General features: G+C 68.2%; 13 protein-coding genes. 4 read left to right on the forward strand and 9 right to left on the reverse strand.

All coding sequences use genetic code 11. The annotated features are described in order from the left end of the window. The first annotated feature begins 2 nt into the window (after window positions 1-2). The gene (gene trxA, locus ACZ46W_RS16340) at window positions 3-350 is read left to right on the forward strand and encodes a thioredoxin (RefSeq protein ID WP_468337573.1); all 348 of its coding nucleotides are present in this window, start codon (window positions 3-5) and stop codon (window positions 348-350) included. A gap of 94 nt (window positions 351-444) precedes the next feature. Here the strand turns inward: trxA and ACZ46W_RS16345 are convergent, their stop codons facing one another. The 9 genes from ACZ46W_RS16345 to rpmH form a co-directional block, all read right to left on the reverse strand. Further along, window positions 445-1,062, reverse strand: a complete 618-nt coding sequence (locus tag ACZ46W_RS16345) for a GNAT family N-acetyltransferase (RefSeq protein ID WP_084900672.1) — start codon at window positions 1,060-1,062, stop codon at window positions 445-447. A 336-nt stretch (window positions 1,063-1,398) separates the two neighbouring features. Next, window positions 1,399-2,502 carry a ParB/RepB/Spo0J family partition protein gene (locus ACZ46W_RS16350; RefSeq protein ID WP_468337576.1) on the reverse strand — a complete coding sequence of 368 codons (1,104 nt, stop codon included), beginning with the start codon at window positions 2,500-2,502 and terminating at the stop codon, window positions 1,399-1,401. Next, the gene (locus ACZ46W_RS16355; protein WP_382665590.1) at window positions 2,499-3,575 is read right to left on the reverse strand and encodes a ParA family protein; all 1,077 of its coding nucleotides are present in this window, start codon (window positions 3,573-3,575) and stop codon (window positions 2,499-2,501) included. Before ACZ46W_RS16355 ends, ACZ46W_RS16350 begins: the two co-directional genes overlap by 4 nt. 235 nt (window positions 3,576-3,810) lie before the next feature. After that, a complete protein-coding gene (gene rsmG, locus ACZ46W_RS16360) occupies window positions 3,811-4,521 on the reverse strand; it encodes a 16S rRNA (guanine(527)-N(7))-methyltransferase RsmG (RefSeq protein ID WP_468337578.1) in 711 nt (236 codons plus the stop codon). Window positions 4,522-4,680: 159 nt separating this feature from the next. After that, window positions 4,681-5,190 carry a Jag family protein gene (locus tag ACZ46W_RS16365; RefSeq protein ID WP_126884172.1) on the reverse strand — a complete coding sequence of 170 codons (510 nt, stop codon included), beginning with the start codon at window positions 5,188-5,190 and terminating at the stop codon, window positions 4,681-4,683. A gap of 14 nt (window positions 5,191-5,204) precedes the next feature. After that, window positions 5,205-6,443 (reverse strand): membrane protein insertase YidC, encoded by a 1,239-nt coding sequence (gene yidC, locus ACZ46W_RS16370; protein ID WP_468337581.1) that lies wholly within the window; start codon window positions 6,441-6,443, stop codon window positions 5,205-5,207. Window positions 6,444-6,446: 3 nt separating this feature from the next. Then, a complete protein-coding gene (gene yidD / locus ACZ46W_RS16375; RefSeq protein ID WP_468337584.1) occupies window positions 6,447-6,773 on the reverse strand; it encodes a membrane protein insertion efficiency factor YidD in 327 nt (108 codons plus the stop codon). Beyond that, window positions 6,770-7,141 carry a ribonuclease P protein component gene (gene rnpA / locus ACZ46W_RS16380; RefSeq protein WP_366128010.1) on the reverse strand — a complete coding sequence of 124 codons (372 nt, stop codon included), beginning with the start codon at window positions 7,139-7,141 and terminating at the stop codon, window positions 6,770-6,772. Before rnpA ends, yidD begins: the two co-directional genes overlap by 4 nt. Window positions 7,142-7,161: 20 nt before the next feature. Next, window positions 7,162-7,299: a 50S ribosomal protein L34 gene (rpmH, locus tag ACZ46W_RS16385; protein ID WP_018846094.1), complete on the reverse strand. Its 138-nt coding sequence runs from the start codon at window positions 7,297-7,299 to the stop codon at window positions 7,162-7,164. A 359-nt stretch (window positions 7,300-7,658) separates the two neighbouring features. On the opposite strand from rpmH, the gene dnaA reads away from it, so the two are divergent. From dnaA to gnd, 3 genes are all read left to right on the forward strand, one after another. Beyond that, a complete protein-coding gene (dnaA, locus tag ACZ46W_RS16390) occupies window positions 7,659-9,437 on the forward strand; it encodes a chromosomal replication initiator protein DnaA (RefSeq protein ID WP_468337588.1) in 1,779 nt (592 codons plus the stop codon). A gap of 853 nt (window positions 9,438-10,290) precedes the next feature. Beyond that, window positions 10,291-11,421: a DNA polymerase III subunit beta gene (gene dnaN / locus ACZ46W_RS16395; RefSeq protein WP_126884177.1), complete on the forward strand. Its 1,131-nt coding sequence runs from the start codon at window positions 10,291-10,293 to the stop codon at window positions 11,419-11,421. A 140-nt stretch (window positions 11,422-11,561) separates the two neighbouring features. Next, window positions 11,562-12,440, forward strand: a complete 879-nt coding sequence (gene gnd / locus ACZ46W_RS16400; protein ID WP_468337591.1) for a phosphogluconate dehydrogenase (NAD(+)-dependent, decarboxylating) — start codon at window positions 11,562-11,564, stop codon at window positions 12,438-12,440. The last annotated feature ends 8 nt before the right edge of the window (window positions 12,441-12,448 follow it).

The following is a 12,448-nucleotide window of genomic DNA, read 5'->3' on the forward strand; positions in this document are numbered from 1 at the left end:
CCGTGGCCGGCGACCTGAAGAACGTGACCGACGACTCCTTCGAAGAGGACGTCCTCAAGAGCGACAAGCCCGTCCTGGTGGACTTCTGGGCCGCCTGGTGCGGTCCCTGCCGCCAGATCGCGCCGTCGCTGAAGGCCATCGCCGACGAGCACGGCGACCAGATCGAGGTCGTCAAGCTCAACATCGACGAGAACCCCGCCACGGCCGCCAAGTACGGCGTCATGTCCATCCCGACGCTGAACGTCTACCAGGGCGGCGAGGTCGTCAAGACCATCGTCGGTGCCAAGCCGAAGGCCGCGATCGTCCGCGACCTGGAGCCCTTCCTGGGTGACCAGGTCAGCAAGGCCTGACGCCACTGTTTCACGTGAAACACGACGGCCCATCCCGACGCGGGATGGGCCGTTCGGCGTCTTGAGCAGCGGCACGCGACTGCCGCAACTGTCCTCACAGGGGCCGCAGCACCGGCTCCTTCTGCACGGCTCCCAGCAGGCGGTCCAGCGCCAGCTCGACGTCTTCCTTCCAGGACAGCGTGGTCCGCAGCTCCAGCCGAAGCCTCGGGTACGTCGGATGCGGGCGCACGGTCTTGAAGCCCACGGCCAGCAGATGGTCCGCCGGCAGCACACAGGCCGGTTCCTTCCAGCGGGCGTCACCGAACGCCTCGATGGCCTTGAACCCACGGCGCAGTAGATCCTTCGCCACGGTCTGCACCATCACCCGGCCCAGCCCCTGTCCCTGGTAGCCGGGCGTGATCCAGGCCGTCATGAGCTGAACGGCATCGGGGGACACCGGGCTCGTCGGAAAGGCGGTCGAGCGGGGCACATAGGCGGGCGGGGCGTAGAGAACGAACCCGACCGGTACCTCGTCCACATAGACCACACGGCCGCAGGACCCCCAGTCGAGCAGCACAGCGGAGATCCAGGCTTCCTTCTCCAGCTCCGGAGTGCCCGCCTTTACCGCGGCTTCTCCACTGACCGGATCAAGTTCCCAGAAAACGCACGCGCGGCACCGTTTGGGGAGATCCGGAAGGTTGTCCAACGTGAGCGGTACGAGCCGACGCCCCATGAAGGCTGTTCCTCACTTCCTTCGCCTGCCGCTCCAAGAGCGGCGGTCAGCGCGCTCCGTTCCCGGAGCAGGCTGCCGATGAACCCGCCGACCGCACCGAGTCCCAGTCCTGCTGTCAGCAGTTGGCTGCGGCTCACCTCTCGCATGCCTGGCTCTCCCTCCGAGGTGGATCAGGCGGATGCGCATACCCGAACGCATCGTATCGATCGGGTGATGACACGCATACGGGAAGAGGCCAAAGGGCGGACCGTGTTCCGGTGAACACCGGATCCGATCCGCCCCAGAGGCTGTCTCCGCAGGCTCCTCTCCCAGGAGAGTGCGGGAGAAGGCCCCGACTCAGCCCTCGTCGCCGTCCTGGTCCTTCTCCTCGGCCAGTCCCTTCTCCAGGACGCGCCCCTCGCCGGGGGCGAGGGTGCCAAGGATGCGCTCCAGATCCTCCATCGAGGCGAACTCGACGACGATCTTGCCCTTCTTCTGACCCAGGTCGACCTTCACCCGCGTCTCGAAGCGGTCGGAGAGCCGGGAAGCGAGCTCGGAGAGCGCAGGCGAGACCCGCGCACCGGCCCGGGGACCCTTCGCCTTGGGGGTGCTGCTGGGCTCGGAGCCCATCAGCGTCACGATCTCCTCCACCGCCCGGACCGAGAGCCCCTCGGCCACGATGCGGTAGGCCAGCTTGTCCTGCGTCTCGGGGTCCTCGACAGAGAGCAGGGCCCTCGCGTGGCCCGCCGACAGCACACCGGCGGCGACCCGGCGCTGGACGGGCGGCGACAGCCGGAGGAGGCGCAGTGTGTTGGAGACCTGCGGGCGCGAACGCCCGATGCGGTCAGCCAACTGGTCGTGGGTGCAGTTGAAGTCCTTCAGGAGCTGGTCATAGGCCGCGGCCTCTTCCAGCGGGTTGAGCTGCGCCCGGTGCAGGTTCTCCAACAGGGCGTCCAGCAGGAGCTTCTCGTCCTCGGTGGCACGGACGATCGCCGGAATCCGTTCCAGACCGGCCTCCCGGCAGGCCCGCCAGCGGCGCTCACCCATGATGAGCTCATAGCGCTCCGGGCCGAGCTGCCGCACGACGACGGGCTGGAGCAGCCCGACCTCCTTGATGGAGGTCACCAGCTCGGCCAGGGCGTCCTCGTCGAACACCTCACGCGGCTGGCGCGGGTTGGGTGTGATGGCATCCAGCGGCAGCTCGGCGAAGTGCGCACCGGCCGGCGTCTCGACCTCGGCGACCGCTTCGGGCTCCGGGGTCGGCAGAGCACTGTCCACGGGCGCTTGGCTCTGCGGAAGCGTGGCCACCTTCGCGGCGGCCACCCCACGCTCGGCCGTCAGCGAGGGAATCGCTCCCGGAGAGGTGGAACCCGCCCCCACCGACGTCGTCGACCGTTCCTGGGGTGCGGCAGGGATCAGCGCACCGAGCCCACGCCCCAGCCCTCTACGTCGCTCACTCACTGGATCCCCTCCGACATGCTGTGCTGGTTGTTCTGGCTGGCCGCATGGCCGTGCTGGGCGTCGTAGTGGATACCGACTCCCCGCAGTGCGATCTCGCGGGCCGCTTCGAGGTAGGACAGCGAGCCGCTGGAACCGGGGTCGTACGTCAGGACCGTCTGCCCATAGCTCGGCGCCTCCGAGATACGGACAGAACGCGGAATGCTGGTCCGCAGCACCTCGTCGCCGAAGTGGCTGCGCACCTCCTCGGCGACCTGCGACGCGAGCCTGGTCCGGCCGTCGTACATGGTGAGCAGGATCGTCGAGACATGCAGCGCCGGGTTCAGATGGCCGCGCACGAGATCGACGTTCCTCAGCAACTGCCCGAGGCCCTCCAGCGCGTAGTACTCGCACTGGATGGGGATGAGCACCTCGGCACCGGCCACCAGGGCATTGACCGTGAGCAGGCCGAGCGAGGGCGGGCAGTCGATGAGGATGTAGTCCAGCGGCTGCTCATACGCCTGGATTGCTCGCTGAAGCCGGCTTTCGCGCGCCACCAGCGACACCAGCTCGATCTCCGCACCGGCGAGATCGATGGTGGCCGGGGCGCAGAAGAGACCCTCGACATCCGGGACGGGCTGGACGACATCGGAGAGCGGCTTGCTCTCCACCAGGACGTCATAGATCGAGGGGACTTCGGCATGGTGATCGATGCCGAGAGCCGTGGAGGCGTTGCCCTGCGGGTCGAGGTCGATGACCAGCACGCGGGCACCGTGCAGTGCCAGCGAAGCAGCGAGGTTGACCGTCGTGGTCGTCTTGCCCACGCCGCCTTTCTGGTTGGCGACCACCATGATGCGGGTCTGCTCAGGCCGGGGGAGCCCCTCGCCCGCACGGCCCAGCGCCTCCACCGCCAGTTGGGCAGCTCGACCAATGGGGGTGTCGTCCATCGGGGGCGGTGTTTCACGTGAAACATCCTCCCCCGCCGATTCGGTACGGGGACCGGGGACCGGATCGGTCATCGGTCCCGCGATGTTGGCGTTGGACCGCAAGGATTCACTCTCCTCGGCTTCAGGCTCGCGATGCACAGAGCCTGCCATGCTTTCGGGGTCGTGAACCAGCGAGGCCCGTGGTTCTGTGGAGAACTCCACCTCTGTGGACAACTCCGTAGCCCTCGTGAGTGGCTTACGGTCGCGTGGCGTGGCAGCCGCGCGACCGCGGCTGATGATTCCCTGCAGCAGTGAGCGACGTTTCACGTGAAACATTGATGCACTCGCCGCAGGGTCAGGACGTCACGACACTCCGAAATGCGTACGTATGAGGATCAACCAGGCGTCAACGGCGACGACGTGAGGTCCTGGCGGCCTTGGCCCGCTTGGCGGCGAACCGTACGCCGCCGGGGCTCTCGCCGACCTCCACCCGCACGACCGTCGACAGGGGTTCCACGATCCCTTCGCCGACATGCAGGACCGAGGTCCGCACGACGCCCAGCTTGCTCAGTGCGGCGCGGGCGCCCTGGATCTCCTCCTCGGCCGTGTCGCCCTTGAGTGCCAGCATCTCTCCGTAGGGGCGCAGCAGAGGCACACCCCAGCCGGCCAGTCGGTCCAGCGGGGCGACGGCCCGTGCCGTGACGACATGGACGGGCGGCAGTTGGCCGAGGACCTCCTCGGCCCGTCCACGCACCACGGTCACATGGTCCAGGCCCAGCAGCTCCACGACCTCCTGGAGGAAGTTCGTGCGGCGCAACAGCGGCTCAAGAAGGGTGATCTTCAGGTCCGGGCGGACCAGCGCCAGCGGGATGCCGGGCAGACCGGCTCCGGAGCCGACATCGCAGACGGTGACCCCCTCGGGCACGACCTCGGAGAGCACCGCGCAGTTCAGCAGGTGTCGCTCCCACAGCCTCGGCACCTCGCGGGGGCCGATCAGGCCGCGCTTGACGCCCGCGTCCGCGAGGAGCTCCGCGTACCGAACCGCCTCCGGGAAGAACTCACCGAAAACCGTCTGCGCCTCCTGAGGCGCATGGGGCAATTGCTCCGCCTCCGTCACGGGAACCGTCCTTCCGTACCGCATTACCGCACTGGGAGCTGGCGCCCAGTGATCAGTGGCTATCAGGCTGACAAAGATCGGCCCCGCCTGCGAACAGACGGGGCCGACTCCCCCAAGCTCTCAGCTTCGTTCGAGCAGGGGGGACCCCCACCAGAGCGATCAGGCAGGGAGTACGACGACGAAGCGCTGCGGCTCCTCGCCCTCGGACTCGCTGCGCAGACCGGCGGCGGCCACCGCGTCGTGCACAACCTTGCGCTCGAACGGGGTCATGGGCTTCAGCTTCACCGGCTCACCGGTGCTCTTCACCTCGTCGGCGGCCTTGGCGCCCAGCTCGGCGAGCTCGGTGCGCTTCTTGGCCCTGAAGCCCGCGATGTCCAGCATCAGCCGGCTGCGGTCACCGGTCTCCCGGTGCACGGCGAGGCGCGTCAGCTCCTGGAGCGCCTCCAGCACCTCGCCGTCGCGACCCACCAGCTTCTGGAGGTCACGGCTGCCCGAGTCGCTGATGATCGAGACCGCGGCGCGGTCCGCCTCGACGTCCATGTCGATGTCGCCGTCAAGATCGGCGATGTCGAGCAGACCCTCGAGGTAGTCGGCCGCGATCTCGCCCTCCTGCTCCAGGCGGGTCAGGGTGTCGCCACCCTGGGCGGCGGAGGTGGTGCCTTCCGTCACGGATGGACTCCTTCTTACTTCTTGGACGACGGGTGCTTGGGCCGCTGCTGGCCCTTGCGCTGTCCGGACTTTGCTTGGCGGGTGGAACCGCCGGCGGGCTTGGCCGGCTGCTTCGTCTTGGCGTCCTGGGGCTGGTCGGCCTTCTCCAGGGAGGTCTTCGCCGCCGTCTGCTGAGCGCCTCCGGCCTGGCGCTTCGCCTTGGGCTGACGCTTCGGCTGCTGGCGCCGGGTCGCGGCCGCGCTCTCCGCCTCGGCGGTCGCGGGGTCGACCTTCTTCACCGTGCCGTCGGCCTGCGGGGTGAACCCGGCCTTGGCGAGGGTGGTGACGAACTTGCGCTCGTTGTCGTTGCGGTCCGGGCCCTTGGCCACGATGGCCTGGACGACGGCGCGCCGGCGGCGGCCGCGGACCTCACCGTGGGAGTTGACGCTCTTCACCAGACGCTGGAGGTAGTGGTCCTGCGCCTTGCTGCCCGGGGTCGGGTTCTGGTTGATCACGTACATCTGCTGGCCCATCGTCCACACGTTGGTGGTCAGCCAGTAGACGAGGACACCGACCGGGAAGTTGATGCCCATCACGGCGAAGATGACCGGGAAGATGTACATCAGCATCTTCTGCTGCTGCATGTACGGGGTCTTCACCGTCAGGTCCACGTTCTTCTGCATGAGCTGGCGCTGGGTGAAGAACTGCGACAGCGACATCAGAACGATCATGACCGCGGTGACGATGCGGACATCCGTCAGCGAGGCGTTGAGGGCCTCGACCTTGCCCGGGTCGTCCATGAACTTCGCGGCGATCGGAGCCCCGAAGATGTGCGCCTCACGGGCGCTGTTCACCAGGTCCTGGTTGAGAACGCCGATGGTGTCACCCGAGGCGATCTTCGACAGCACGTGGTACAGGGCGAAGAAGAACGGCGACTGCGCCAGGATGGGAAGGCACGAGGAGAGCGGGTTGGTGCCCGTCTCCTTGTACAGCTTCATCATCTCTTCGGACTGACGCTGCTTGTCGTTCTTGTAGCGCTCCTGGATCGCCTTCATCTTCGGCTGGAGCGCCTGCATGTTCCGGGTCGACTTGATCTGCTTCACGAAGAGCGGGATCAGGCAGATCCGGATGACCACCACCAGGGACACGATGGACAGGCCCCAGGCCCAGCCGGTGTCGGCACCGAAGATCGCCCCGTACAGCTTGTGGAACTGGACGATGATCCATGAGACGGGCGTGGTGATGAAGGCGAACAGACTGGCAATCGTGTCCACTAATCAGGCTCCTTGAGCATTGGGCGAGGTCTCTGCGGCCGGGCTCGTCTCGGCGGAGTGCCCGCCCTTGCTGCCGCGCAGGGCGTCGCGCAGCAGTTCGTGCCAGCGAGGACGCTTACGTGGAGGGACATGGTCCACACCGCCCGGCGACCACGGGTTGCACCGCAGAATGCGCCAGGCGGTCAGGACCGTGCCCTTCACCGCGCCGTGCCGGTCGATGGCCGTGTAGCCGTAGTGGGAACACGACGGGTAGTACCGGCAGACCGGGCCGAGCAGCGGGCTGATCGTCCACTGGTAGAGCTTGATCAGAGCCAGCAGCGGGTACTTCATCGCGCGCCCCCTCCCAGCAACCGCTGAAGGGCGGCATCCAGGTCTCGGGCCATCTGGGCGTAGTCGGCGTCGCCCGCTCCGGGCAGCGCCCGTACTACCACCAGGCTACCGGGGGGCAGCGAAGGCAGCCGGTCGCGCATCAGGTGGCGAAGTCTGCGCTTCACCTGGTTACGCACGACCGCGCCGCCCACTGCCTTGCTGACGACGAAACCCGCACGTGTCGGGGGAGCGCTCTCCCCTGACGCGTGCGGGTCCGTTGCACCGCTTCTTAGGTGGACGACGAGGAGCGGGCGGCCGGCCCGGCGTCCTCGGCGTACCGCGGTCGCGAAGTCCTCGCGCCGCCTCAGCCGATTCTCGGTAGGCAGCACGTCATGACCTGTTTAAGCGATCAGGCGGACAGGTTGGCGCGACCCTTGCTGCGGCGGTTCGCCAGGATGGCGCGGCCGGCACGGGTGCGCATGCGCAGGCGGAAGCCGTGGGTCTTGGCACGACGACGGTTGTTCGGCTGGAAGGTGCGCTTGCTCACTCGGGGGCTCCAGAAATGATTCGTTGGTGGCGGGACATCGCCTGGCTGTCACCGTGCGCCCACGAGTAGCTCGCAATACGCCCGAGTGCACCGCTTCACGATCACTGACCGTGATCTTTGCCCATCGGAGGCAGGCGGCAGCAGCCATCGACAACTCGACCTGGTTACGGTACGCGCGGCTACGCCATCCGGTCAAACCGGCCCTGGGTCGTGGTCCACTATGCACAGGCTGTGGACAACAACTTGAACCACGCGAGCCGCCGCGACTACCGTGGCTGAACTCGGATTCCTTTCCTGCCTGTCCTTCCATCCCGTCCCGAGAACCACACATTCGTGGGACCTGTGAGAGAGCGTGCCTTGTGGCTGACGTACCTGCTGATCTTGCCGCAGTATGGCCACGAGTGCTCGAGCAGCTCCTCGGCGACGGCCAGCAGGGCATCGAGCCGAAGGACAAGCAGTGGGTCGAGCGCTGCCAGCCGCTCGCCCTGGTCGCGGACACCGCGCTGCTCGCCGTCCCCAATGAGTGGGGCAAGCGCGTCCTGGAGGGCCGGCTCGCCCCGCTGATCAGCGACACGCTCAGCCGCGAGTGCGGCCGCCCCATCCGGATCGCGATCACCGTCGACGACTCCGCGGGGGACCCGCCCCCCGCCCCGCCCGCGCCCGGCCGGCAGCAGCAGCCCCAGCAGCCGCGCTACGACGAGCGGCCGCAGAGCGAGGCGTACGACAAGCCGTACGACAAGTACGACGGATACGGCGGCCACCGCCCCATGCCCGACGACGGGCTGCCGACCGTGCGCCCCGCCTACCCCGAGTACCAGCAGCAGCGCCCCGAGCCCGGCGCCTGGCCGCGCACCCAGGAGGACCTGTCCTGGCAGCAGCCGCGCCTCGGCGGCTTCCAGGAGCGCGACCCCTACGCGACGGCCCGCCCGCAGCAGCCGCACCACGACTACCGCGGCCCGCAGGCGCCCGACCCCTCCCCGTACGACCAGCAGCGCGGCGACCGGCGCGACCTGCCCGACGCCCCGGGGCAGCAGCGCCCCGGCGGTGCCGGGAGCGCCGCGAACGGCACCGGCACGGCGGCCGCGGGCGGCCGGCCCGGTGAGCCGCACGCGCGACTGAACCCCAAGTACCTGTTCGACACCTTCGTCATCGGCTCGTCCAACCGGTTCGCGCACGCCGCCGCCGTCGCGGTCGCGGAGGCGCCGGCGAAGGCGTACAACCCGCTCTTCATCTACGGGGAGTCGGGGCTCGGCAAGACGCATCTGCTGCACGCGATCGGGCACTACGCGCGCAGCCTCTACCCCGGCACGCGCGTGCGGTACGTGAGCTCGGAGGAGTTCACCAACGAGTTCATCAACTCCATCCGCGACGGCAAGGGCGACACCTTCCGCAAGCGCTACCGCGATGTGGACATCCTGCTCGTCGACGACATCCAGTTCCTGGCGAGCAAGGAGTCGACGCAGGAGGAGTTCTTCCACACCTTCAATACGCTCCACAACGCCAACAAGCAGATCGTGCTGTCCTCGGACCGGCCGCCCAAGCAGTTGATGACGCTGGAGGACCGGCTGCGCAACCGCTTCGAGTGGGGCCTGACCACCGATGTGCAGCCGCCGGAGCTGGAGACGCGGATCGCGATCCTCCGTAAGAAGGCGGTGCAGGAGCAGCTCAACGCCCCGCCGGAGGTCCTGGAGTTCATCGCCTCCCGCATCTCGCGCAACATCCGCGAGCTGGAGGGAGCGCTGATCCGGGTGACGGCGTTCGCCAGCCTCAACCGGCAGCCGGTCGACCTGGTGCTGACCGAGGGCGTGCTGAAGGACCTGATCCCAGGGGGCGAGGACGCCGCCCCGGAGATCACGGCGGGCGCCATCATGGCGGCCACCGCCGACTACTTCGGGCTGACGGTCGAGGACCTGTGCGGCTCGTCGCGTAGCCGGGTGCTGGTGACGGCCCGCCAGATCGCGATGTACCTGTGCCGGGAGCTGACGGACCTGTCACTGCCGAAGATCGGCGCCCAGTTCGGCGGGCGCGACCATACGACGGTGATGCACGCCGACCGGAAGATCCGGGCGCTGATGGCGGAGCGGCGCTCCATCTACAACCAGGTCACCGAGCTCACGAACCGCATCAAGAACGGCTGACACGACCGGCACGGCGACACGGCCGGCACGGCCGGAAGCGGGCCGCGCAAGGGCACATAAGGGCTTGGAGGGCGTCCTGGGACACGGTCCCGGGGCGCCCTTCGTCGTTGTCCACACCCTGTGGCCGGCCGACGATGTTCGAATAGTTCGGTGGGTCACCGGGTTCTCCACAGATCTGGGCGCGATCTCCGATCCACAGCCTGGGGACTGCCGAGTTGTCCAGATCGCGTCCACAGGGTGGGGTGTGGAGAGCGCATCCTTGCAGGTCACCGGCTTGTGGAATTGTGGCCGAGCGCGCTCCACAGGCTGTGGACGGATCCGTCGTCCACAGGGCTTGATCACGGTTGTCCACCGGCGGCCCACAGGCACCGGTCCATGGTCCACAGCTTCTCCACACCGCTGTCCACTGTTCGGCAACGAAACGCCCGGGCTCACCGCGCCGAGTGAAAGCGGTCACACCAAGGTGGTCGGTTGGCCTGTGGGGAAGCTGGGTAAAACTGGGGACGGCGCTGGGGAGAAGTCGCCCTGTGCTGTGCATCGGGTGTGCAGAACTCTCCCGCGTCCACAGACAGGGGTGGTTGTCCACGGGCCCCGCCCACAGGTGCGGTGGACAAAAAACGTGCCGTGACCTGGGTGGATGGCGTTATCCACTGTTTCCACAGGCCCTACTACTACTCCCACTCAGAGTTACCGGGGAATTCGCTTCGAAGCGGGGCCTGTGCACAACTCGGCCCGGGAGCGCCCGGCGCCTCTCGTCACGACTTGACCCCGAGCCGCACCGACTGTCGGTGGCGTGCGTCAGACTGGTTCCCGCAGTCGACGAAAGAGCCAGCAACAGCAGGAGGCGGTTCCGGTGAAGATCCGGGTGGAGCGCGATGTACTCGCGGAGGCGGTGGCCTGGGTGGCCCGTAGCCTTCCGGCCCGTCCGCCGGCGCCCGTACTCGCGGGCCTTCTGCTGAAGGCCGAGGACGGCGCGCTGAGCTTCTCCAGCTTCGACTACGAGGTCTCCGCGCGGGTCTCGGTCGAGGCCGAGGTGGAGGAGGACGGCACGGTCCTCGTCTCCGGCCGCCTCCTCGCCGACATCTGCCGCGCCCTCCCCAACCGGCCGGTGGAGATTTCCACAGACGGTGTACGGGCGACCGTGGTCTGCGGCTCCTCCCGCTTCACCCTCCACACCATGCCTGTGGAGGAGTACCCGGCGCTGCCCGAGATGCCGACCGCGACCGGCACCGTCCCCGGTGAGGTCTTCGCCTCCGCCGCCGCCCAGGTCGCCATCGCGGCCGGCCGCGACGACACGCTGCCCGTCCTCACCGGCGTACGCATCGAGATCGAGGGCGACACGGTCACGCTGGCGTCCACCGACCGCTACCGCTTCGCGGTCCGTGAGTTCCTGTGGAAGCCGGAGTCCCCGGACGCCTCGGCGGTCGCCCTGGTGCCCGCGAAGACGCTGCTGGACACCGCCAAGGCGCTGACCAGCGGCGACACGGTCACGCTGGCGCTGTCGGGTTCGGGCAAGGGCGAGGGCCTGATCGGTTTCGAGGGCGCGGGGCGGCGTACGACCACCCGTCTGCTGGAGGGCGACCTCCCGAAGTACCGGACGCTTTTCCCCACCGAGTTCAACTCGGTCGCGGTGATCGAGACGGCGCCGTTCGTCGAGGCCGTCAAGCGCGTGGCGCTGGTGGCCGAGCGGAACACTCCGGTCCGGCTGAGCTTCGAGCAGGGCGTGCTCATCCTGGAGGCCGGTTCCAGCGACGACGCACAGGCTGTGGAGCGTGTGGACGCGCAGCTCGAGGGCGACGACATCTCGATCGCCTTCAACCCGACGTTCCTGCTGGACGGCCTGAGCGCGATCGACTCTCCGGTCGCCCAGCTCTCCTTCACCACCTCCACCAAGCCCGCGCTGCTGAGCGGCAAGCCGGCCGTGGACGCGGAGGCGGACGAGGCCTACAAGTACCTGATCATGCCGGTGCGGCTGAGCGGCTGAGCACGCCGCCGGGGACGGTGCGCCTGAGTGGCTGATCAAGCGCCTGATGAGCGCCTGACCCCACAGGTGTGCGCCCGCGTCCGGGCGTAGGCTCGGACGCGGGTACGAACTCTCCGCACACAACGATTGAGGAATCTCTGATGGAGCTCGGTCTCGTCGGTCTCGGCAAGATGGGCGGCAACATGCGCGAGCGCATCCGCCGCGCGGGTCACACCGTCATCGGATACGACCGCAACCCTGACCTCGCCGATGTCCACAGCCTCGAAGAGCTTGTGGGCAAGCTCAAGGGCCCGCGCGTCGTGTGGGTCATGGTCCCGGCCGGTGCCGCGACCCAGTCCACGATCGACGAGCTGGCCGAGCTGCTCTCCCCCGGCGACGTCGTCGTCGACGGCGGCAACTCCCGCTGGACGGACGACGAGAAGCACGCCGCCGAGCTGGGCGAGAAGGGCATCGGCTTCGTCGACTGCGGCGTCTCCGGCGGCGTGTGGGGCCTGGAGAACGGCTACGCGCTGATGTACGGCGGCGACGCCGAGAACGTGGCGAAGGTCCAGCCGATCTTCGACGCGCTGAAGCCGGAGGGCGAGTTCGGCTCCGTCCACGCGGGCAAGGTCGGCGCCGGCCACTTCGCGAAGATGGTCCACAACGGCATCGAGTACGCCATGATGCAGGCGTACGCCGAGGGCTGGGAGCTGCTGGAGAAGGTCGACTCCGTCACCGACGTCCGCGAGGTCTTCCGCTCCTGGCAGGAGGGCACGGTCATCCGTTCCTGGCTGCTGGACCTGGCGGTCAACGCGCTGGACGAGGACGAGCACCTCGACCAACTGCGGGGTTACGCACAGGACTCCGGCGAGGGCCGGTGGACCGTGGAGGCCGCCATCGACAACGCGGTCCCGCTGCCGGCGATCACCGCGTCGCTGTTCGCGCGGTTCGCGTCCCGGCAGGACGACTCGCCGCAGATGAAGATGATCGCCGCGCTGCGCAACCAGTTCGGTGGCCACGCGGTCGAGTCCAAGAAGTAGAACAAAGG

The organism is Streptomyces sp. NPDC031064, from assembly GCF_055570965.1.

Excerpts from the sequence above, each read along its gene's own strand:
- ACZ46W_RS16345 (WP_084900672.1), bottom strand. The coding sequence starts at position 1,062 with ATGGGGCGTCGGCTCGTACCGCTCACGTTGGACAACCTTCCGGATCTC.
- ACZ46W_RS16355 (WP_382665590.1), bottom strand. The coding sequence starts at position 3,575 with ATGGCAGGCTCTGTGCATCGCGAGCCTGAAGCCGAGGAGAGTGAATCC.
- yidD (WP_468337584.1), bottom strand. The coding sequence starts at position 6,773 with ATGAAGTACCCGCTGCTGGCTCTGATCAAGCTCTACCAGTGGACGATC.
- gnd (WP_468337591.1), top strand. The coding sequence starts at position 11,562 with ATGGAGCTCGGTCTCGTCGGTCTCGGCAAGATGGGCGGCAACATGCGC.